Annotated in this window: 20 protein-coding genes; 3 read left to right on the forward strand and 17 right to left on the reverse strand. The window is 55.1% G+C overall.

Annotation, left to right across the window (positions count from 1 at the left end; all coding sequences use genetic code 11):
- Position 1: 1 nt before the first annotated feature.
- From flhA to otsB, 16 genes are all read right to left on the reverse strand, one after another.
- Positions 2 to 2,098 (reverse strand): flagellar biosynthesis protein FlhA, encoded by a 2,097-nt coding sequence (flhA, locus tag FCN80_RS03930; protein WP_230492469.1) that lies wholly within the window; start codon positions 2,096 to 2,098, stop codon positions 2 to 4.
- Positions 2,085 to 3,227 (reverse strand): flagellar biosynthesis protein FlhB, encoded by a 1,143-nt coding sequence (flhB, locus tag FCN80_RS03935; RefSeq protein ID WP_136988576.1) that lies wholly within the window; start codon positions 3,225 to 3,227, stop codon positions 2,085 to 2,087. The genes flhA and flhB overlap by 14 nt, the downstream gene beginning before the upstream one ends.
- A 155-nt stretch (positions 3,228 to 3,382) precedes the next feature.
- A complete protein-coding gene (gene cheZ / locus FCN80_RS03940; RefSeq protein WP_136988577.1) occupies positions 3,383 to 4,018 on the reverse strand; it encodes a protein phosphatase CheZ in 636 nt (211 codons plus the stop codon).
- 12 nt (positions 4,019 to 4,030) lie between these two features.
- Positions 4,031 to 4,420 (reverse strand): chemotaxis response regulator CheY, encoded by a 390-nt coding sequence (cheY, locus tag FCN80_RS03945; protein ID WP_136988578.1) that lies wholly within the window; start codon positions 4,418 to 4,420, stop codon positions 4,031 to 4,033.
- 39 nt (positions 4,421 to 4,459) lie between these two features.
- Positions 4,460 to 5,506, reverse strand: coding sequence for a protein-glutamate methylesterase/protein-glutamine glutaminase (locus tag FCN80_RS03950; RefSeq protein WP_136988579.1), 1,047 nt, complete (start codon positions 5,504 to 5,506; stop codon positions 4,460 to 4,462).
- Positions 5,503 to 6,363, reverse strand: a complete 861-nt coding sequence (gene cheR, locus FCN80_RS03955; RefSeq protein ID WP_196239151.1) for a protein-glutamate O-methyltransferase CheR — start codon at positions 6,361 to 6,363, stop codon at positions 5,503 to 5,505. Before cheR ends, FCN80_RS03950 begins: the two co-directional genes overlap by 4 nt.
- A gap of 33 nt (positions 6,364 to 6,396) precedes the next feature.
- Complete coding sequence (locus FCN80_RS27210; protein WP_306767835.1) at positions 6,397 to 8,019, reverse strand: methyl-accepting chemotaxis protein; 1,623 nt, start codon at positions 8,017 to 8,019, stop codon at positions 6,397 to 6,399.
- Positions 8,019 to 8,333 (reverse strand): Tar ligand binding domain-containing protein, encoded by a 315-nt coding sequence (locus tag FCN80_RS03965; RefSeq protein ID WP_136988582.1) that lies wholly within the window; start codon positions 8,331 to 8,333, stop codon positions 8,019 to 8,021. The genes FCN80_RS27210 and FCN80_RS03965 overlap by 1 nt, the downstream gene beginning before the upstream one ends.
- 122 nt (positions 8,334 to 8,455) lie before the next feature.
- Positions 8,456 to 8,953 (reverse strand): chemotaxis protein CheW, encoded by a 498-nt coding sequence (gene cheW, locus FCN80_RS03970; RefSeq protein ID WP_136988583.1) that lies wholly within the window; start codon positions 8,951 to 8,953, stop codon positions 8,456 to 8,458.
- 37 nt (positions 8,954 to 8,990) lie between these two features.
- Entirely contained in the window at positions 8,991 to 11,051 is a 2,061-nt protein-coding gene (gene cheA, locus FCN80_RS03975) for a chemotaxis protein CheA (RefSeq protein WP_136988584.1), read from the reverse strand.
- 18 nt (positions 11,052 to 11,069) lie between these two features.
- Positions 11,070 to 12,641: a flagellar motor protein MotB gene (motB, locus tag FCN80_RS03980; protein WP_136988585.1), complete on the reverse strand. Its 1,572-nt coding sequence runs from the start codon at positions 12,639 to 12,641 to the stop codon at positions 11,070 to 11,072.
- Entirely contained in the window at positions 12,638 to 13,525 is an 888-nt protein-coding gene (gene motA / locus FCN80_RS03985) for a flagellar motor stator protein MotA (protein WP_136988586.1), read from the reverse strand. The genes motB and motA overlap by 4 nt, the downstream gene beginning before the upstream one ends.
- 131 nt (positions 13,526 to 13,656) lie before the next feature.
- The gene (gene flhC / locus FCN80_RS03990; RefSeq protein WP_136988587.1) at positions 13,657 to 14,238 is read right to left on the reverse strand and encodes a flagellar transcriptional regulator FlhC; all 582 of its coding nucleotides are present in this window, start codon (positions 14,236 to 14,238) and stop codon (positions 13,657 to 13,659) included.
- A gap of 2 nt (positions 14,239 to 14,240) precedes the next feature.
- Entirely contained in the window at positions 14,241 to 14,591 is a 351-nt protein-coding gene (flhD, locus tag FCN80_RS03995) for a flagellar transcriptional regulator FlhD (RefSeq protein WP_136988588.1), read from the reverse strand.
- A gap of 1,241 nt (positions 14,592 to 15,832) precedes the next feature.
- On the reverse strand, positions 15,833 to 17,260 hold the full coding sequence (gene otsA / locus FCN80_RS04000) for an alpha,alpha-trehalose-phosphate synthase (RefSeq protein ID WP_136988589.1): 1,428 nt from the start codon (positions 17,258 to 17,260) through the stop codon (positions 15,833 to 15,835).
- Entirely contained in the window at positions 17,257 to 18,045 is a 789-nt protein-coding gene (otsB, locus tag FCN80_RS04005; protein WP_136988590.1) for a trehalose-phosphatase, read from the reverse strand. Before otsB ends, otsA begins: the two co-directional genes overlap by 4 nt.
- A gap of 1,316 nt (positions 18,046 to 19,361) precedes the next feature.
- Here otsB and rcsA point away from each other — a divergent pair.
- Positions 19,362 to 19,994, forward strand: coding sequence for a transcriptional regulator RcsA (gene rcsA, locus FCN80_RS04010; RefSeq protein ID WP_136988591.1), 633 nt, complete (start codon positions 19,362 to 19,364; stop codon positions 19,992 to 19,994).
- 112 nt (positions 19,995 to 20,106) lie between these two features.
- On the opposite strand, the gene dsrB is transcribed toward rcsA, so the two are convergent.
- Entirely contained in the window at positions 20,107 to 20,304 is a 198-nt protein-coding gene (gene dsrB / locus FCN80_RS04015) for a protein DsrB (protein ID WP_136988592.1), read from the reverse strand.
- Positions 20,305 to 20,922: 618 nt separating this feature from the next.
- Between dsrB and FCN80_RS04020 the strand changes: the two genes are divergently transcribed.
- Both FCN80_RS04020 and FCN80_RS04025 read left to right on the forward strand, forming a co-directional pair.
- A complete protein-coding gene (locus FCN80_RS04020; RefSeq protein WP_136988593.1) occupies positions 20,923 to 21,738 on the forward strand; it encodes a mannosyl-3-phosphoglycerate phosphatase-related protein in 816 nt (271 codons plus the stop codon).
- 43 nt (positions 21,739 to 21,781) lie between these two features.
- A complete protein-coding gene (locus tag FCN80_RS04025) occupies positions 21,782 to 23,002 on the forward strand; it encodes a glycosyltransferase family protein (RefSeq protein WP_136988594.1) in 1,221 nt (406 codons plus the stop codon).
- The last annotated feature ends 129 nt before the right edge of the window (positions 23,003 to 23,131 follow it).

Genomic DNA, 23,131 nt, shown 5'->3' on the forward strand with positions numbered 1-23,131 from the left:
GTTATTTGGCGCCCCCCAGCATGGATGTCATGCGGATCTGCCGCTGGTCGCTGACCTCCAGATTGGATAAAACCGCCAGTTGCGGTAGCGTGCGCCGCAGGAAACGGGCCAGCAACGGACGCAAACTGTGGTTAACCAGCAAGACCGGCGGCGCGTTGAGGCTTTCTTGCTGGCGCAATGCCTCGCGGGCCTGCGTCAATACCCGATCCGCCAATCCCGGCTCCAATCCGCCGCCATTTTGCAGCGCCTGCAGCAGAACCCGTTCCAGCGCCAGGTCCAGGCCGATCACCTGAATTTCCCCATCGCCGGGGAACCAACGCTGGGTGATGGCCCGTCCCAGCGCCACCCGCACCACCACGGTCAGTTCCACCGGGTCTTTTTGAATGGGCGCGTGCTCCACCAATGTCTCGATAATGGTGCGCATATCGCGGATCGGTACGTTTTCGGCCAAGAGATTCTGCAACACTTTATGGAATACGGTCAGCGACAGGGTACCGGGGATGAAATCCTCGGTCAGTTTGGGCATTTCCTGCGCGACGCGATCAAGCAATTGCTGGGTTTCCTGCCGACCCAGCAGTTCGCTGGCATTCAGGCCGATGAGATGATTAAGATGGGTGGCCACCACGGTGCTGGCCTCCACCACCGTATAGCCCTGCGTCTGCGCCTGTTCTTTGAGGGCGCTGTCAATCCAGATGGCCGGCAGACCGAAGGCCGGATCGCGCGTGGCGTCTCCGGGTAAATCCCCCATGGCGCTGCCGGGGTTGATGGCCATCCAGCGCCCGGGATACGCTTCGCCGTGCCCGACCTCCACGCCTTTAAGGAGGATACGGTAACTGGCGGGCTGTAATTCCAGGTTATCGCGAATATGCACCACCGGCGGCAGATAGCCGGTTTCCTGGGCGAATTTCTTGCGGATGCTGCGGATACGGCCCAATAGCTCGCCATTTTGCTGAAAATCCACCATTGGAATCAACCGGTATCCCACCTCCATGCCCAGGGGATCTTCAAGTTGTACGTCATTCCAACTGGCTTCCCGGGCCTGGGCATTATCCTGGCGCGTCCGCGGCTCGCTGACCGCCGGCGTGTCGGCGCTCTTGCCCCGCAACCACCAGGCCAGCCCCAACAGCATGGCGGTAAAGAGCAGAAAGACCAGATTCGGCATGCCCGGCACCAGTCCCAATAACCCCAGCACGCCGGCGCAAAGCACCATGACTTGGGGATTATTGAACAGTTGGCTAACCAATTGCTGACCAACATCCTCATTGGTGCCGACTCGGGTTACGATGACGCCGGCGGCGGTGGAAATCACCAACGCCGGAATCTGCGCCACCAACCCATCGCCGATGGTCAGCAGCGTATAACTTGCCGCGGCGTCGCTCAGGGCCATGCCGTGCTGAATCATCCCCACCAACAGCCCGCCTATTACGTTGATCACCATAATAAGCAGGCCGGCGATGGCGTCGCCGCGCACAAATTTGCTGGCGCCGTCCATCGACCCGTAAAAATCCGCTTCCTGGGTCACCTCGCTACGCCGGGCCTTGGCCTCGCTCTCGCCGATAAGCCCGGCGTTCAGATCGGCATCAATAGCCATCTGTTTGCCGGGCATCCCGTCCAATACGAACCGCGCGCCCACTTCCGCAACACGCCCGGCCCCTTTGGTGATGACCATGAAGTTAATCACCACCAAAATAATAAACACCACGATGCCGATAGCGAAATTACCGCCCACCAGGAAATGGCCGAATGCCTCTATCACCCGTCCCGCCGCCGCCGCGCCGGTATGACCGCGCAACAAAATGATACGGGTGGAGGCGATATTCAGCGACAGGCGCAACAAAGTGGAAAACAGCAACACCGTGGGAAAGGCGGCGAACTCCAGCGTGCGGCGGGTAAACATCGCCACCAGCAAGACCATAATCGACAGGGCGATATTAAATGTAAAAAGCAGATCCAGGATGAACGGCGGCAGCGGCAGAACCATCATGGACAAAATCATCAGAATAAGCACCGGCCCGGCAAGGATTTGCCATTGGGCCGATTTCATATTGGAAGGCAAGCGCAATAGGGATACCAGATAGGCCATGTCACTGTTTTCCATGAACGAAATCCAGTGCCGTCGGCACCGGTAAATGCTGCGGTTTTTTCGGAATCAGGCCGCCTTCCCGCCGCCAGCGCTTTAGCTGATAAACCCAGGCCAGCACCTCGGCCACCGCCGCATAGAGGGCGGAGGGAATCGACTGGCCGATATCGCAATGGCGATAGAGCGCCCGGGCCAGCGGCGGCGCTTCCAGTTGCGGCACCCGATGCTGCTCGCCCAGCTCGCGGATACGGGCGGCGATATCGCCGGCGCCCTTGGCTATCACTTTCGGCGCGCTCATTTTGCCGTCTTCATAACGTAGCGCCACCGCGTAATGGGTTGGATTGGTGATGATGACGTCGGCTTTCGGCACATCGCTCATCATCCGGCGGCGGGACAAGGCGCGCTGTTGCTGGCGAATACGGTTTTTGACGTGCGGATCGCCCTCTTGCTCCTTGAATTCGTCGCGGATCTCCTGGCGGGTCATGCGCAACTTGCGCATATAGCTCCACAGTTGCCAGAACACGTCGAACGCGACAATCGGAATAAGCGACATGATAATCAGCAGGATGCAGGTGGCGATGAGCGCCAGTGCGTCCCCCAGCGCCGAGACCGGCGATTCCAGCACCAGATGCAGCATGCGCGGCCAGTTGTGCCACAAAAACCAACCGGTCACCCACCCCACCAACAGCGCCTTGAGCACCGCTTTGAACAGTTCCGAAAAGGATTGGGCGGATACCAGCCGGCCCAGACCCGGCAGCGGATTAAGCTTTTTCAGGTCGAATTTTATCGACGCCGGATTAAACATAAAGCCGCCCAGCAGCACCGGCGCCGCCAGCGCCACCAGCACCAGACCGGCAAACACCGGCAACAACGCCCAGACCGTCTGCGTAATGAGCGATCGGATCCGAAACAGGATTTGCCGATCGTCGCTGATAATACCGTGATCGAAACGTAAACCTTCGGAAATCATCGCCGACAACTGCCGCGCCAGCGGCTCTCCCCCCATCCAAAGCACCGCCAGACCGACCAGCAGCATCAGTACCGAGGTCAATTCGCGGGAACGGGGAATTTGCCCCTCTTCGCGAGCCTTTTCCAAACGGTGGGAGGTGGGGGCCTCGCTTTTTTCCTGATCGCTGTCTTGCGCCATCCAACATCCTGTTTGTTACCGGCATCGGGGTTTTATGTCATAGAATGACAAAAAAAGTCCGGTCTTATGGCGGGAACAAAAGGCTAAAGAGGCGGTTATTTGGCGGATAAGGCCCGCCCGGTCGATCGCCTTTCGCCGGGCCGTGGCCGCCGTGTTCAGAAACCGAGGCTATCGAGCAGATCGTCCACTTGATCCTGGTTAGCCACCACGCCCTCGACGCTATGATCCAGTTGCGGACCATTGAGCAAACCGTCGTTTTCGCGCCGGGACTGCTGCGGCTCGGGCATATTTTCCAACAACACCATCAACAATTGCTTTTCGATTTCCTGGATCACGTCCATCATGCGCTTAATCACCTGCCCGGTCAGGTCCTGAAAATCCTGGGCCATCATGATCTCCAGCAATTGGGTATGGGTGAAGGCGGTATGCTCAGGCACTTCCCGCAAATAGCGACGGGTATCGGTCACCAGCTCGCGGGCATCAGCCAGTTCAATGGGGTTCTCGAACCATTCGTCCCAGCGGACGGTCAGCGCCTTGGCGCCATTTTCAAGTTGCGTCTGCCTGGGCTGCGCCGCTTCCACGCTGTTTAGCGCCCGCTCGGCGGCCTGGGCGGTCATTTGTACCACGTAGTCCAATCGATCGCGGGCGTCGGGGATAGCTTCGGCGGCCTGGGCAATAGCCTGATCCAAGCCCAATTCCTTCAGACTGTCCCGCAGCATCCGGGTTAATTGACCGATTCGGGCAATGATTTCCGTGGCGCTGGCATTCGGCATGGCAGGTGCATTACTCATAATCCCTCCTGGTTACATCCCCAGCTTTTCAAAAATTTTATTCAGTTTTTCTTCAAGGGTGGCGGCGGTGAACGGTTTGACCACATAACCGCTGGCCCCCGCCTGGGCGGCGGCGATAATGTTTTCCTTCTTCGCCTCCGCCGTCACCATCAGCACCGGCATCGCCTTAAGCGCGCCATCGGCGCGAACGTTTTTCAGCAGCTCAAGCCCGTCCATGTTCGGCATATTCCAGTCGGAAATGACGAAATCGACATTGCCGGCCCGCAGTTTAACAAGGGCGTCCACCCCATCCTCGGCTTCATCCACATTATTGAAACCCAGTTCCTTCAATAGGTTGCGAACGATACGACGCATCGTCGAGAAGTCGTCCACCACCAGAAACCTGAGGTCTTTATCAGCCATACCTACTCCTGTTATCAATATTTTCCCGCTAGCGGGTCGCTAAATACGTAGTGCCTGCCCGGCGCTGATTTGTGCCATCATCCGCTGACTTATTTGCAGCAGGGGCACAACCTCATGGCTTGCGCCCATGGCAATAGCTTCCCTGGGCATGCCAAATACCACGCAACTGGCCTCGTCCTGCGCCAGGGTGTAGGCGCCGGCATTACGCATGGCCAGCAAGCCGGCTGCCCCATCGTTCCCCATACCGGTGAGAATCACGCCGACGGCATTACGTCCGGCGAATCGGGCGACCGAATGAAACAAAACATCCACCGACGGACGATGACGATTCACCGGCGGCTCATCATGTAACCGTACCTGATAGTTGGCGCCGCTGCGCGCCAGTTCCATGTGCCGCGCCCCCGGCGCGATATAGGCATGTCCCGGCAGGACGCGCTCGCCGTCTTCCGCTTCTTTTACCGTGATCCGGCACAATTTGTTCAGCCGTTCGGCGAAGGACCGGGTAAATCCCGGCGGCATATGCTGGGTTATCAAGAGCGCCGGACTGGTGGCCGGCAAAGGTTCAAGCACATGACGAATGGCTTCGGTGCCGCCGGTAGACGCGCCGATGGCGATCAGTTTCTCGCTGCTTAGCAGGGGGACGCGCAAAACCTGGGGCGGCGTATGGGCCTGCCGCTTCGGCAAGCGGGCGCGCGCGGCGGTGCGGATTTTCTCGGCGATGGCCTCGCTGTAGGCCAGCATACCGTCCCGCAGGCCGCTTTGCGGCTTGGTCACGAAATCCACCGCCCCCAGCTCCAGCGCCCGCAGGGTAATTTCCGACCCATGACCGGTCAGCGAAGACACCATGACCACCGGCATCGGCCGCAGGCGCATCAGTTTTTCCAGAAAATCCAGACCGTCCATGCGCGGCATCTCCACATCCAGCGTCAGCACCGTCGGATTGAGTTTTTTGATGAGCTCCCGCGCCACCAGTGGATCAGGGGCCGTCGCGACCACTTCCATATCGGGAAAACCGTTAATGATTTCCGTCATCAATTGACGCATCAATGCGGAATCATCCACGCACAGCACCCTGATTTTATTCATCGTCTTTCCTTAGTCAGCTGATAGACCGTTTGCCCGCGCAGCTTGAAGTCCTCGCTGATCTGGCTGAAATTTTCCGAATGTCCGGCAAACAGCAACCCGCCGGGTTTCAACAACGGCACAAAACGGCGCAGCAGCCGTTCCTGTGTTGTTTTGTCGAAATAAATCATCACATTACGGCAAAAAATGGCATCGAATGGACCTGGCAGATCCCATACTGACGCCAAGAGGTTGAGATACTGGAAACGCACCAGCGCGTGTAATTCCGGGCGGACACGCGCCAGGCCGTCATGGGGGCCGGTGCCGCGCAGAAAAAACCGTTGCCGTTGCCGGGCATCCAGCCCGCGCAGTTCTTCTTGCCGGTATACCCCGGCACGGGCTTTATCCAGCACCTGGGTATTGATGTCGCTGCCAATCACTTGCAGTTGTCCCGGCAGATTGTCGCGCGCTTCCAGAAGCGTCATGGCGATGGAGTAGGGCTCTTCTCCGGTGGATGCCGCGGTACTCCATACGCTGTAGGCGCCGGGACGATCCCTGGCATGTTTAGCCAGAATGGGGAAATGGTGCATTTCACGAAAGAAAGCGGTCAGATTGGTGGTCAAGGCATTGGTAAACGCTTCCCATTCTTCGCCATCGACCTCCGCCTCCAAACGCGCCAGATAGGTGCCGAAATCGTTCAGTCCCAAGGTCCGCAGCCGTCTGACCAGACGGTTATACACCATCTCCCGCTTGTGGCCGGCCAGCACAATACCGGCCCGCTGATAAATCAACTGGCAGATACGCTGAAAATGCGTATCGGATAAAGGCACCGGCAGTGCCCAATTTGACCATCGCGCCGCGATGTCGCCCTTATTCGGCATAGTCTTTCTCATTGCGCCGTATTTGCAACGACGTTAGGGTGTTTGCCCGATGGTTTGTGACGCCAATTCCGGAATGCATAACAGGTCGTCGGTTTGTTCGCCATCATGGTGCTGTAACCGGAATACCCGGACCGCCTGCATCAGGGAGTCCGCCTGGTCCTCCAATGCGCTGGCGGCGGCGGCCGATTCCTCCACCAACGAGGCATTCTGCTGGGTCGCCGAGTCCATTTCATTGACGGCGGCGGCCACCTGATCGATGCCGCGGCTCTGCTCATCGGAGGCCGAGGCGATTTCCCCCATGATGTCGGTGACGCGGGCCACGGCGCGGACGATTTCATCCATGGTCTGGCCGGCGGAGGCCACCAGTTCCGTCCCCTGGTCGACCCTGGCGACCGATTCGTCTATTAACGTTTTAATTTCCTTGGCCGCCTGGGCGCTACGCTGCGCCAGGCTCCGCACCTCGCCGGCCACCACCGCGAACCCCCTGCCCTGCTCGCCGGCCCTGGCCGCTTCCACCGCCGCATTCAGCGCCAGGATATTGGTCTGGAAAGCGATGCCATCAATCACGCCGGTTATATCGCTTATCTTGCGGGAGCTGGTGGCGATATCCGCCATGCGGCTCACCACGTTTTCGGTCAGCGAGCCGCCCTTATGGGCGGTTTGCGACGCTTCCAGCGCCAGTTGGCTGGCCTGGCGGGCGTTTTCCGCGTTCTGTTTTACCGTGGAGGTCAGCTCTTCCATGCTGGTGGCGGTCTCCTCCAGTGACGCCGCCTGCTGCTCGGTACGCGCCGACAAATCGTTATTGCCGCCGGCGATTTTCCGGATGCCGCTTAGCATGGCATCCGTGCCCTCGCGCACGGCGAATACCGTTTTGGCCAACTCGTCCCGCATGGCTTCCAATTGATGGAACAGCAAGCTTATTTCGTTACGGCCGCTCACTCTGATGGGATTGCCCAAATCGCCGCCGGCGATGGCGTTGAAATGGCCGCGCATCACGGCCAGCGGCCGCAGCAGCATGACCCTGAGCCATCCGAGCGACAACAGGATAAGCGCCAGCGTCACCCCGGCCGCCGCGCCCAGCATATAGCCGGAAAGCCGGTAATCCCGCTGGTTGGCGGCGCCCGCTTCCGTGACAATGCCGGTCAGGTAATCCATATTGGCGTCATATTGTTTTTCGAAGTTATCTTGGAACTGCTGAGTGGGTTGCGCCATAAACGCCTGCGCATTGCCGTTATCCAACAGCTCGACGGCATCGCTCAACGCCTGGACAAACGCGGCGAACCGTTTGCTGGTCTCGGCGTGCAGCGCCCGCTCCCGGTCGCTGCCGACCGGCGAATCGCTGAATTGTTTATAGGTTGCCTGGGCGTCCTTCAAGGAACGCTTGGCCTCGTCCATAATGGGCGTTATCTGATCCAACGGCGCATAAGCCGCAAACCGGGTCGCCGCCCGGTTGAGGGAATTACGAGTCTGAAGGAGCTGTGTCCAACTCTGGCTCAATAAATTCCGTTTCAGATTATCCGCCTCGACCCGTTGAAAACTTTCACTACCCTGCCTGAAGGCGCCGAACATCAACCCGCTGCTGACGAATTGCATCAGGCCAAATACCAGGACAATTAAAATCAAACTGGTGGAAATCCGAATACGCGCTAACATCATTACCCTCTTTTAGGTGTTCCAACCGCCATACCCTTCATCACTGGCGCAAGAGTGTTCCAGAGCGAAAGACCGCCATCATCGAAAAGTGGGATGGGATTCGCCCAGGAGCGGGTGAGAGTAGTGTGGGTTCCCTCCAACACGGCTAGGCTGTCGCCGCGGGCGGTACGCTGTCGTTGAAAATGGTGTTGAATTGAGAAGCCGCGCTGATCGCGCGCCACCCAACAATAAAACACGCCTCCCGATAAAACCTGAAACAAACCAAAAATAGGCAAAATAAGCATTAAGCCGATAAAAACATCAATTGGGTTAAACATGCCTGAATTCCCACCTCACCACGTGTTAGTTCTATCGGCAGGCGTCGGGCAAACTTTATCGGTAAAGCGTAAAATAACCGGACGGACGGAAAGCAACCCGCCTTGTCCGTCCGGATGCGGCCTCAGCCCACCGTGGCGCTGTCCACCAGCGCCATTTCTTCGCTATTGAGCAAACGTTCGATGTCCACCAGGATCAGCATACGTTCGCCAAGGGATCCCAGACCGGTAAGATATTCCGTGGACAACGTCACGGCGAATTCCGGCGCCGGCCGAATTTGCTCGGCCGTCAGCGACAGCACGTCGGACACGCCATCCACCACGATCCCCACCACGCGTTCGCTGAGATTCAGAACAATCACCACGGTATTGTCGTTGTATTGCACATCGGTCTGGGCGAATTTGATCCGCAAATCAAGAATCGGCACGATCACACCGCGCAGATTGGTTACCCCCTTGATAAAGGCCGGCGTATTGGCTATCCGGGTGACCTGATCATAACCGCGGATTTCCTGGACCTTCAGTATATCAATGCCATATTCTTCATCACCCAAGGTAAAGATCAGGAACTCCTGACCTACGGTTTCCCCTGTCATTTCGGTGACATTTGCGAGTCCTGCCATGGTTTTCACCTTTTAATAAGTCGACTAATATTTGGAATTAAGCGGCACCAGCCATGTTTTTCTTACGGTTCAGCGCCTGAAGCGCGGAAACGTCGATAATCAATGCCACGCTGCCGTCGCCAAGAATGGTGGCGGCGGAGATGCCAGGCACCTTGCGATAATTGCTTTCGAGATTTTTCACTACCACCTGATGCTGGCCTATCAGTTGATCGACGAGCAACGCATAACGGCGGCCGGCGCTTTGCAGTATCACGACAATGCCCTCGGTGGGGTCGGTTTTGGCCCCGGCCACATCAAACAACTGATGAAGTTCCACCAGCGGCAGGTATTCGCCCCGTACCTGCAAGACCTGTTCGTCCCCGGCCAGCGGATGAAGATCTTCCGCCTGCGGCTGCAATGATTCCATCACGGTATTGAGGGGCAAGATAAACACGTCCTCGTTCACCCTGACCGACATCCCATCAAGAATGGCCAGCGTCAGCGGCAACATGATCCGAATGGTGGTGCCCCGCCCGGATTGGGACAAAATATCCACATGGCCGCCCATGGCCTGGATATTGCGTTTGACCACATCCATGCCGACGCCGCGACCCGAGACGTCGGTCACCTGCTCGGCGGTGGAGAAACCCGGCGCGAAGATCAGCATATTCACCTCTTCGTCGGTCATGCCGTCGCTTACCGCCAGTCCCTGAGACTGCGCCTTGGCCAAAATCTTGGCGCGATTAAGCCCGGCCCCGTCGTCGATGACTTCAATGCAAATATTGCCGCCTTGGTGTTCAGCCCGCAGCAACAGGTTGCCGATGGGCGCCTTGCCCGCCGCCTGGCGAATATCCGGCGGCTCGATGCCGTGATCCAGACTATTGCGCACCAGATGGGTCAAGGGATCGATGATTCGCTCGATTAAGCTTTTGTCCAATTCAGTGGAACTGCCTTCCAACGTCAGTTGCACCTGTTTGTTCAGCTTGGCGGCCAGATCGCGCACCAGACGGGGAAAACGGCTGAACACATATTCCATCGGCATCATCCGGATCGACATCACCGATTCCTGCAAATCGCGGGCATTGCGCTCCAACTGTCCCATGCTATTGAGCAAATCGCTGTGCTGCGCCGGGTCGAGAGTACCGGTGCGTTGAGCGATCATCGACTGGGTGATGACCAGCTCGCCGACCAGATTGATCAACTGATCGACCTTTTCCACCGCGACACGGATACTGGATTCGGTGGGTTTGGCGCGCGCCGCGGCGGCCCCCGCCATGTCCCGTCCTTCCGAACCGCCCGCCGGACTTTTTTTAACCACTTCCAGGTGCGGTTGGCTATCTTGGGGCGATGTGGCAGGGGCGGACTGATTGGCCGGGATGCCGGCGGCGCCCTCGCCGGAAGGGGTTTTATCCCCGGAGCCAACCGGTTCTGACACCGGGTCGAAATGAATTTGTCCGGCGTCCAGGACGAAACACAGTACCGCGCAAATATCGTCCTCGCTCACTGTGGTGCGTAATTTCGCCACCACGTCATCGCCGGTCTGGTCGTGTTCCAGTACGGTGCCGAGATTGGCCAGCTCTTCGAGCATCAATGACGCCTCGCCCTCATGCAGGCCGCTTAGGTGGATGACCCGTACTGTTTCGGCTGATTTGGCCTGCGCGGGAGCGGACGGGGGAGCGGCATTGACCGCGGAACCCGCGTCGGCTGCCGTTTGCGGCGCGGCGCCTTTGGCTTCCAGCGCCAACTGACGCAACGCGGCGCAAATATACTCAAAACTCGCCGCATCCGGCTCCTGGGCCGTTTTGTAGGCATCCAATTGATCCTGCATGATGTCTTTGGTTTCCAAAAAGAGGTTGACGATTGCGGTGCTAAGAGACATTTCCCCCCGCCGCGCCTCATCCAGCAGGTTCTCCAGCAAATGGGTCGTTTCCTGCAGTACGGTGAAACCGAAGGTACCGGCCCCGCCTTTGATGGAATGCGCCGCGCGGAAGATTGCATTGAGCTGTTCATTGTCCGGATGTTCCGGATCCAACATCAGCAGATGCTGCTCCATGTCCGCCAGCAATTCGGCAGCCTCATCAAAAAAGGTCTGGTAAAATGCGCTGATATCCATGCTCATAAAATTACCCCTGCTCAATCACATTCGTTTGACGACGAGGTCTGGCGCTAAAGACCATCCGCCCCGTCCCGGCAGCGGCGACAAGAACGTCGTATGTTCGGGACCGGCGTGGCGCGCCGGGATAACCGTCCGCGCATCCGGCGCCGGCGGAATAGCCGTCGATATGCCGCTCCGGCGCCGCCCCGCGCCGGCGGATGGGGCCTGGGGCGGATTTGCCGCCGGCAACGGCGTCGTGTTACCGGCCGGCGCCGCGCTGGAAGGCTTCGCCCCACCCGTTACGGGCGCGGCGGTCGGCGACGTAACCGCGCCGGCGGCCGGTTTGGACACTGCCCCACCCGTTGCGGGCGCGGCGGTCGGCGGCGGCGTAACCGCGCCGGCGGCCGGTTTGGACGCTGCCCCGTCCGTTGCGGGCGCGGCGGTCGGCGACGTAACCACGCCGGCGGCCGGTTTGGACGCTGCCCCACCCGTTGCGGGCGCGGCGGTCGGCGATAGGGATGTCGGTGATGCCGCGCTGCCCGGCGTGGCCGTTGGGGATACGACTGAGGCCGGGGGCGTCGCAGGCGCCGCGCCGCCCGGCCCGGCGGCGGTCGTCGCATTGCCCGTCACCGCCGCTGGCGAAGACGGGGGGTTAGCAGGGGCGCTCGCGGCGGCCGCGCCGCCCGACGCGGATGGCGCCGCGCTGTCACCATGAGCGCGCGCCGCCTGGTTGAAGGCCGGCTGTTGCGACAAATCCCCCGAGTGGTTCACCACCACATTGGGGTTGACGGCGTTTTCGTGTTCGATCATCTCTTCCGTTTGCCGATTCAATACCAACAGACTGATGCGCCGGTTAATGGCGGCATCCGGCTGCTGCGGCACCAGGCTCATGGTGGCGGCCATCCCCACTACCCTTAACACTTTTCCTTCCGCCAGACCGCCACTGATAAGCTCACGCCGGGAGGCGTTGGCGCGATCCGCCGACAGTTCCCAGTTACTGTAACCCCGTCCGCCATTGACGTAGGGGACGGAATCGGTGTGGCCGGAAATACTGATTTTATTGGGGATATCATTCAAGATCGGCGCAATGCCCCGCAGAACATCCCGCATATAGGGTTCGACCAGCGCGCTGCCGGTTTCGAACATCGGCCGGTTCTGACTGTCGAGGATCTGGATCTGCAATCCTTCCGAGACCAGATTAATCAGCAATTGCGGACGCAGCACCCGTAACCGCGGGTCGGATTCGATCAATTGGTCGAGCCGTTCGCGCAGTTGGTTTAGGCGTTTCCTTTCCAGCTTATCCCCATCCTGATTGATGCTTTTATGCACATCGCCCATTTGCCGGGTGGGATCATCGCCGCCGCCGGGAATGGGACTGCTGTCGTCGCTGCTGCGCGCCCCTCCGGTCAGGGCGACATCCAAGGGGGTACGGAAATACTCGGCGATGGTGGTCAGTTCCTGGGGACTGGCGATGGACAACAGCCACATCACCAGAAAAAACGCCATCATCGCCGTCATGAAATCCGCATAGGCGATTTTCCATGCGCCGCCGTGTCCGGAATGGTTCTTTCCTCCCCGGCGCTTGCGCACCACCACTACCGGCTGATTTTTCATGCATCCTCTTCCGCCGGTTTACGTACCGATTCCCGGGTGCGCCTTACATGCTCCTCAAGCTCGCTAAACGACGGCCGTTCGGCGGAATACAGGGTCTTTCGACCGAATTCCACCGCTATCTGCGGTGCGTAGCCGTGGATGTTCGACAGCAGTGTGATTTTGATGCACTGCATCATCTTGGTGGTTTCGGCGCGTTTTTGCCGCAATAGCGAGGCCAAAGGCGTAATAAAACCGTAGGAAATCAGAATACCCAGAAACGTACCGACCATGGCCTGGGCTATCAGCGCGCCGAGTTCTATAGCCGAGCGATCCGCCGACGCCAGGGCATGCACGACGCCCAGCACGGCGGCCACAATGCCAAACGCCGGCAATGAATCCCCCACCTGCGCCAGACTGCTGGCCGGCACTTCGCATTCGTTCTCATAGGTTTCGATTTCCTCGTCCATTAACGATTCGATCTCGAAAGCATTCATGTTGCCGCCTATCATCAGGCGCAGATAATCGGTAAGAAAATCCACCAGCAGGTCGTCCGCCAGGATCTGGGGATAGTACAAAAAGATCTCGCTTTCCTGAGGGCGATCAATATCGAATTCCAGCGAAAGCATGCCCTGCTGGCGTGACTTGGCCATCAGGCGAAACAACAGCGCCATCAGGTCCATGTACAGGGATTTGGTGTATTTGGAACGACGAAAAAGCAAAGGGAAGGCATGTAGCGTGGACTTAATGGCCTTGCCGTTGTTACCGACGACAAAAGCGCCGATACCCGAACCGGCGATAATTAACAATTCGGAGGGCTGGTAAAGCGCGCCCAAATGTCCCCCTACCAGCAGATAACCACCAAACACCGCGGTAATGACGACAAAATAACCCAATATGACTAACACGTCCGATCCCCCGGTAAAAAACTGCCGGCTAACACGCAATCGGTTAAGCGGAATCCTCGGACGGTTGCCGAGGCGCTGAAACCGCCCTGGCGCCGCCGGAAAAATTCACATTCCGGGGAGTCGCTATCCTCTCAGACCGCGCGTTTTGCCGGTTCATCCAGCAACTTGGGAGTCATATCGGCCGTTTCCGGCAAAAGTTTACGTCTTTTTACCGCTCGCGAGGGCGGCTGGCACAAACTACACACAAAACCTTGCGCCGGTTGGTGGGCATAAGTGATGAAATGTCCGTGGCAATGGCTGCACGGCGTCAATTGCAGCATACCGCTGTCAACGAAACGAACCAGTGTCCAGGCACGGGTAAGCGCCAGTAGCGGCGTTTCTCCGTCTTGCTGCGGACACTGTTCGAGATACAACCGGTACGCGCCGATAACCGCCTCGACGCCGACGGATTGTCCGTTTTGCACCAAAACCTGGTAGATATTATAAAACATGGAAGAGTGGATATTCTGCTCCCAGGTCATGAACCAGTCGGTGGAAAAAGGCAGCATGCCTTTGGGCGGCGGACTGCCGCGCAATTCTTTGTAGAGCTTGATAAGCCGGCCACGGCTAAGCTGCGTTTCGCTTTCCAGCATTTGCAATCTTGCCCCCAGAGAGATCAACTCCATCGCAAGCTGGATATCCTTCGCTTCCTGGACAATACTTTTCTCGGCCATCACTAAGCCCTTTTTTTCGGCAAATGACTTTCTTTCGACGCCAAACGTTCTTGTAACTGACTTGATAACAAAATACCCGTGTGAATTTGTTGTAATTCATCAACCCGTGAATCCTGCGTCAATTGCGTTATGGTTTGATGATCATTGAAGCGGAACAAGCAAAGTAACTGATTCGTTTCAGCCAATTTAACCATTTGTGGCAGCGTCAGGTTCATTAAAACATCGGCCATTGTTTCATCTATGCCCAATCGGAACATAGCTGATGCTTTTTCTTGATTGATTAGTCTCTGAGCTAATAAAAGATATGATAAATTTATATCGTAAACATGCTTGCGTATTTCACTCGTATTCATTTTCCCATCCCTCTAGACTATGTTTAATAACATAACTTGGGTGATAATAAATATCGCCCGGTATCCGGGGATTCTTCCCCTGGGTGGCTAATGAAAATCAGCGGTACCAGACAATGATATAAATATCCGGTGTTTTAGGCGGCCAGTTCATAAACTCAAGCCATCAAAACATTCCCGAATAAGTCTACTCACAATCATCCTGGTTCATTAGGGGTTCTTCCCTGAAACATTTTTACAAATTAGTGAGATTATTCCTAATAGCGCCGCAACTCTAACGCTGAATCTGTCGTTCATACAATCTACCCCCCAGCAAATTTTAGATAAAGTGTGATCTATATCACAGAAAACGAGTTTACTTGATCAGAATTGCTACTGGTCAGATCTGTTACATGAGCAAAAAACCACCAAAATGCGTGTATTAATGATAACTGTTCTCATTTGACACTCAATAACCAGCGAATTATCCTGATTAGCCATCAAATGACAGAATATCGTTCGATTAAGCAAATTATCGGCCTAAAATATGTTATTAAAATAATTTTATCGGTATAAATTCTGTTTTTAACGATTTTCCACGGTAGATACATCAATAACATTCTGGAAACATCTTCAGCGCCGAGAGAAAAGTTCTCATCGCGCCGCTGCCGATTTTTTAAGCTTTTCACCACAAAAGGTTAAGAGTGTTCATCACATTTCATTATGTCGAAAACAAAGGTAAGACTTTGTGAAAGGATGGCGGAGACGCAAAAAACCCCACAGCTGAATTAGCTATGTAAGCAATCTATCGACCCCAAAAATCAAAACTTGAGTCAAAAATTGATCAATATTTTAGCAGTACAAGGTGGGAAGCTTTATTTTCGCTTACTTTTATACCAGTATTCCGATTCGGTCATGGTAAAGCGCCACGGCATAATGCAAGAAAAAGGCCATCGTTTCGACGAAATAAAAAGATATGGATTTTTATGCTATGGGAGACGACGCAGAGGTCGATGACAGGCCGACAACCAGCAATAACAATCAGTTAACCTAAGATGAAGCCGCAGGCCTTTGGTGAGAGTCGGGATGTCTCCCGTGCCTCCCCAGGCACATGGATAACCCTGTGACTGGGGCGGGCAAATATAACCAACAACGAGGCGACGTGAAGCATGACGAGTACAACACGCTTGCCGCCTTCGGCGGTCCCTGGTCCCGTCAGGCGACGGGCATGGGCATATGGACGGCCTCGGCCGATGCGCCAACGCTCAAGCGGGTTTGGATAATGGCGCGCGGGCGGCGATGCGGGCGGCCGCATCATTCTCATAGTGCGCCGGAACCGCTTTAAGATCCGTTAGGAAGGACTGACGCCAATGAACGATATCGTTCTTTTTTATCACGGCAATCATTTCCTGAAAACGGGCTTTCCTTTCCGCCAAAGGCATTCTGAGCGCCTTGTCCAGCGCCGCGGCGACACTGTCGCGATCATAGGGGTTAACCAGCAGCGCGCTGGTCAGTTCATTGGCCGCGCCGGCGAAACGGGAGAGAATCAATACTCCCGGGTCGGTCGGATCCTGCGAGGCGACATACTCCTTCGCCACCAGATTCATGCCGTCGCGCAACGGAGTGACCAAGCCCACATCGCAGTGACGGAAAATCTTCATCAGCAGACTGCGCTCATAATGCTGGTTGAGGTAAAACAACGGCGTCCATTCCAGAGTGGAATAATGGCCGTTGATTCGCCCCGCCTCGGTTTCCAGTTCATGACGGATATCCTGGTAGGCCTGCACGTCCCCGCGCGAGGTGGGCGCTATCTGAAAGTAGCGTATGTTGCCGCGGTGCTGGGGATAATTTTCCAATAAGGTTTCATAAGCCTGGAAGCGTTCCGGCAATCCCTTGGAATAATCCAGCCTATCCACGCTGATGATAAGCTGCCCATTCATCTTGTCCCGCAAATGGGCCAGTTTAGGCGGGAGATGCCCTTCCGCCAGTTTCCGGATACTGTCCGGTTCGACGCCAATGGGATAGACACGCGCTGTCACCGATTTTCCATAAGCCGAAAACCGGTCATCGTCAACTTGTTCCACGTCGGTCACCAAAGACAGATTTTCGATAAAAGCCAAACGATCGGATTCGGCTTGAAATCCAAGCAAATCATATTCGCATAACATGGCCAGCAATTCTTTGCGCGGTGGTAGTGCATTAAAGATTTCCGATGTGGGAAAAGGAATGTGCAGGAAAAAGCCAATGCGGTTGGTTATGCCCAATTTACGGCAGGCGGCGGCGAACGGTAATAAGTGGTAATCATGGACCCAAATAATATCATCTTTTTGAATCAGGGGTTTTAGGCGGCCTGCCAGTTTTTCATTGACATGGCAGTAGCCGTCATAGTCTTCACGTTGATATTGCACCAGATCAAGGCGATAATGGAATGCGGGCCAAATTACCGTATTGGAAAAGTTCAAGTAGTACTGGTCGTATTCGCTTTGCTTCAAACTGAATGCGGCAAAAGAAATATTATCCTGTTGATGCTTTTCCAATGGTAATTCTTCTTCGTTGATCTTCCCGTTCCAGCCGAACCATAGACCGCCCGCGTCTTTCAACGAATCCATGATGCCGACGGCCAATCCGCCGGCGCTTTCTTTTTTACCTTCCGTGGCCGCAATACGATTCGAAACGACAACTAAGCGACTCATAAATCCTCCCCAACTGAGATTATGGTTTTAATAGAATGATTCTCTTGTTGTTTTGCCAATGACACTAGCCAAAGATGTACCTTGTCCACACCATCCAGACGAAAACGGGCGGCGGTTTTTCCCGGTCCGACTTTGATGGAAAGGCCGCCCAACGCATTGACGCATTCAAATCCCGCCTCATCGGTCAAATCATCGCCGATAAACAACGGCGTTTTGCCGACAAAAGGCCGCTCATGCATAAAGGCATCAATAGCGGCGCCTTTATCCGCGCCGCGGGGTTTGAGTTCGAACACACACTTCCCAGGCTGAATAGCCAATTCCGGATAACGTTGTAGTAAAGACATGGACAGCGCTTCTATCTGATCTTTGAACCGTTCCGCCTGTCGATAATGCAGCGCGTACGCCATGCCTTTTTCCTCTACATGGCAACCGGGAAACGCCGTTAAAGCCCGACGCAATTCAGAGCCGACCGCCGAAATAAGCGTCGGCGACAGCTCGATTCGGTGAATTTTTCCCGTTGCATCCCGACGTTCCGCCCCATGCACGCCGGCCGCGGGGCAGGACAAAGGGGCGGTCAGCGCGTCGAGTTCACTGAGCGGACGACCGGATATCAGGGCCAGCGCGCCGCCCGTGGCCGAAAAAATGACGGCGAGAGCCTGCTTGATATTATCGGGGATGGACACCCATTCGGGTCGTTTTTCAATAGCGGCCAATGTGCCGTCCAAATCAAAGAAGAATGCGGATGAATGCAAGGAGACCGGGGGTATTGCTTCGCTATCAGTCATGCCTGTAATCCTCATGGGTACCCTTCATCTTTTTTTCCATCGCCGCTATGCCATCTGCGCCCGCCTTGGGTTGCCGCGCAATCCCGACCTGGGCATCGCTTTCCCGTCGCCTTGCCGCGACGCGAACTACGTTAAAGAAATGAAGCAAGCGACATTCCCGGGGTGTTGCTAAATTAAGGGATGGCGGATTCGCGCGGCGCAGGCAGCCCATAAGGAGGAGTAAAGGAAGCAAGCGAATAGCAAAGAGGCAAAGCCAAGAGAGTATATAGTTGTGGCCGTCCATTCTCCCTAGATTGACGCAGACATAGCGCAAAGCCGCTTTGGGACCGCTTGCAACCCCGCCTGTCCTTCGGGCGGCGAAACACTATAATTAGTATAGACAATAATTCTTCATCTGTCATAACTGGGCTTATCGCCCCCTTCCGGGGCCGGATAATGGGTCGCCGGGCCATGCGCAATGCCGGTGAGGCGGCTAACCCCCGCCCCCGATGGCAAACGCTATGCAAAAGCTGTAAGAATACCTAACCTTTCCGTGCGGGACGCCGTCAGCCCCGCCGGACCAACACTTTAGTAATCCCGATACATTGCGCCACACCCTAGGGGTTGGGCAGTAAAAACATCAGCAAAATCGGGCAAACAAAGAAAAAAAGTGTATAAAAAATTTAAATGGCACTTACATTATAGCTCAAAAAACGACCTAAATAGGCACGATATGTTAAGCCCAAAATGACCCTCAACGGCGTTTACCGAACCTGAATATTTAACCACATGATAACAAAGAAGAAAAATGTTATAACCTCTCTTATATAACCCCTGCTTTTCTGCCAGTCCTGTAAAGATTGTATACCTAAAAAAATGATGAATTTTTCTTATGTATAGTTAGCTAATTTTATAATATGATTGTTTGAGGAAACCGCTTGCCTTTACACGAAAGCGCGTGCGGCTTGAAGATTTACTTGTGTTTGCCCCGAGTGCCAACAGCGATTCACTGGTTAGCATCTAAAAGTCTTCTGAGCAGACTTAAGTCAAATTTATAGATTGACTTTTGGGACGTTGATCTCAAAAAAATTTCGTTGAACTCAGCAAGGGATTGTTGATAGAACATTAGCTAACTGTGAAGCTTTATGAAATTTTTCGGCCAGAGATAAGCATTTTATCGTTGATTAACACATATTATGCCCATTAGATTTCGCGTAGCAGCGTAACGGCGTCCACGCCGATTTCCAAAAGCCCTGCCACCAGGGCGTGCGATGGGCGCCAACGAAACGGCGACGAGAAAGATGGCGGGTCTAGACGAATTTAAATGGGGGTGCGCTATGCCAACGATCATCATGGACTCATGCGGCTATACCCGTCTCGGTCTCACGGGATTTTTAACCGATACTGGCGTGAAACGCCGCAATATCAATACGGTGACTGATATCAGTCAATTGCAGAGCAAATGTGACCGTATAAAGCCGGATGTGGTATTTATCAATGAAGAATGCTTCATCCACGAACCCGACGCCCCCGAACGCATTAAAGAGGTTATCACCCGCCATCCCGATACGTTGTTTTTCATTTTCATGGCCATGACCAATATTCATTTCGAGGACTATCTGTTTGTCCGCAAGAATCTGATCATTACCTCTAAGTCCATTAAGCCGGAAACGCTGAATTCGCTATTGTCCGGATACAGTAAGAACAAAATTCTTGAGGGGACGCATAAGTCGGCGCTTGACCTCAACCCGGTGCGACTAAGCCAAACCGAATCCAACATGCTGCGGATGTGGATGTCGGGTCACGATACCATCCAGATCTCTGATATCATGCAAATCAAAGCCAAAACCGTTTCTTCCCATAAAGGCAATATCAAACGCAAAATCAAAACCCATAATAAACAGGTTATCTATCATGTCGTGCGCCTGACCGATACGGTTACCAGCGGCATCTACGTTAACGCCCGTTAGGCGCCTGACGCTTTAATCCCCATTATTCAACGCCGCCTCGCGGACATTATGCGACGGCGTTATCCATTTTGCGCACGTCATGGGGGGAATGCCGGCGCCACTCTTCCGGCTTTCAGGCATCGTCCGCCAGCGGCTCGACAAAAATGCCGTCCGGATGATGCATTTCGTTGAAAAACCAAACACCCGTGGGGTAATCGTCCAACGCGACAAGATACATGGTACCTTCGCTAAATTCCTCCAAAGCCAAAATCGTCCCTTTTCTGCGCGGCCCACCATCGGTTTTTACTGTCACCCGATCATGCAATTTCATGACTTACCTCATAATATGCCATGTCAGCATTCTAGCCTAAAACGCCTTGCCCGGCCAATTTCGCCACACGAAATGCCCATGGTATTCGTCATGAAGCGGGTGCCGCCGCGGTGCGTCCTCTATTACCCGGGGGAGTGCCTTGGACAAAAAAAACCCCGGGAAAACCGACCGGGGGAATAACCGCCCGTGTGACGGACGCTATTTCATAAAGTTCGTTACACAAGGAAATCAGATTACTTGTTAATAGTAAGCACAGCGGCAGGATTGGCAAGTCAGTTTATCGACTCTTCACATTCCGCAAGATACCCATTAATGGGGCACTGGCGGCAACCATGCTGGTCAAGGAGGTAAAACTCCATTTTTATCAACGAAGAAACCATTGCCAGCCGGGATATGCCAGCGCAAAACGGGGGAGTTTTCGCCTGCGACGCAGGAGTAATAATTAGGAATACTCCCAGAAACAGATTAGCCGATGTTGAGTATTAAGAGTGAGAGACCGTGATATAAGGATCGGTTGGTGTTTTTTTCTACCGCTGTTCAACCGGGCATCGTATATACTCTTGACTGAGAGGTGACATATCAGGGATGTCACTATTGGCGCGACAAGGCGAACAACGTATGCCCAACTTAAACGATCCTTTATTAATCATTACCGATTTGGACGGTTCGCTGCTTGATCACCATACCTATAGCTGGCAGCCGGCGGCGCCATGGCTGAAAAAACTGCGGGTTCATTCCCTGCCCGTGGTGATTTGCTCCAGTAAAACCATGGCGGAAATCCGTGTATTGCAAAATGCCCTCGGGCTGGAAGGCGCGCCTTTTATCGCCGAAAACGGCGCGATGCTGCACGCGGGCAGTCAAAATGCCGCCTTGGAGCAAGCCGGTGGCGCGCTGGGTCAATCCTATGACGCCATACGGTCTATTTTGACGGAGTTACGCCAGACGCGCGGCTTTAAATTTTTCGGTTTCGGCGATGTGGATGAAAAACGGGTGGGCGAATGGACCGGCTTATCGCCGGCCGATGCCGCGCTGGCCAAACAGCGCGAGGCGTCTGAAACCCTGATATGGCGTGATAGCGAAGATAAAATGCAGGAATTCGCCGCTTGTCTCGCCCAAAAAGGCTTGCGTCTGGTGCAGGGCGGCCGCTTTTACCATGTCATGTCCGAAGGCGCCGACAAAGGCGCCGCGGTCCGCTGGTTAAAAGATCTTTACCATCGCCGGGATGGCCGCGCCTGGAGAACCTTGGGTCTTGGGGATGGTCCCAATGATATTGGCATGCTGCAAGCGACGGATTATTCGGTCATTATCCGCGGCTACAGTAAAACGCCAGTGGATCTCGGCCCGGTCGCTCACCCGGTTTACCGAACCCAGGCATACGGTCCCGAGGGATGGAATGAGGGTTTGAACCACTTTTTCGGCCAGACGGCCGAGTAGGCTTGAATAATTATTTTAAAATCATGTTTGGGGGAGTTTTTTTATGAGCGATTTCCATCAGAATGGGATCATAGCCAATTTTCATAACCTCACGGATCGTGATGTCAATGCGCTGGAAAGCGAATTGGTCGCATTTTCCAAAAAACGGAAAATGGGTCTGATTCTGCCTTCGCTTTTTTCGGAACTGGAAGGGCCAGCGCTGTCCAAAATCATTGATGAGCTGGCTAAAGTACCCTATCTGGAGGAAATCGTTATCGGTCTGGATCGCGCCGATCGGGATCAGTTTCTCTACGCGCGGGAATTTTTTGCCCGTTTGCCGCAACATCACCGTATCCTGTGGAATGACGGGCCGCGCCTGAAAGCCATTGACGCCGAGCTGGAGAAAGAGGGGCTGTCGCCCACCGAACCGGGCAAAGGCCGCAATGTCTGGTTTTGCACCGGTTATACCCTGGCGTCCGACCGCACGCTGGCGGTCGCCTTGCATGACTGCGATATCGTGACTTACGAGCGCGGCATGCTGGCGCGGCTGTTGTATCCGGTAGTTCATCCCAAATTCAGCTACGAATTCTGCAAAGGTTTTTATGCCCGTGTCGCCAGCGGCAAAATGAACGGCCGGGTGGTGCGCCTGCTGGTGGGTCCCCTTCTGCGCTCACTGGAAAATGTCTACGGCCAGTCGGCCTATCTTGATTATCTCAACAGTTTTCGCTACCCCCTGTCCGGCGAATTCGCCATGCGCACGCGGGTCATGCACGACATGAAAATTCCCGGTGACTGGGGCCTGGAAATTGGTCTGTTATCGGAAATTTACCGCAACTATTCCCCTAATCATATTTGCCAGTCGGAAATCGCCGACAACTACGATCATAAACATCAGCCGTTGGCCGAGGATGACGGCTCCGGCGGGCTGAAACGCATGAGTAACGACATTATCCAGTCACTGTACCGCAAACTGGCCACCATGGGCGTTAATCTCACCAGTGACTCATTCCGGGTACTTAAGGCCACCTATTATCGCAATGCGCTGGATATCCTCGAATTTTACCATCACGATGCCATCATGAACGGTCTTAAGTTCGATCAGCACAGCGAAGAAGCGGCAGTGGAGCTTTTCATGCAATGTATCCTGGATGCGGGCCAGGCTTTTATCGAACGTCCCAACGATAAACCCTTCATCCCCAGTTGGAGCCGGGTGCAATCGGCTTTTCCCGATATCATGCAACGTATCTATGATGCGGTTGAGGAAGACAACAAAGGCGATGTCTAAGTCAGGCGCAGTGGCAACGCCGTGATATACTCGTCAAACTTTACATTGCCTCTTTGTTGGCTACGTTCAAATTCGTTCCCGACGAGTGCCGCTCACTTGCCGCCGCGAGGCAATGTGAGGTAGGACGGC

Origin of the sequence: Martelella alba (assembly GCF_005217455.1) — a bacterium.
Lineage (GTDB): Bacteria > Pseudomonadota > Gammaproteobacteria > Enterobacterales > Enterobacteriaceae > Acerihabitans.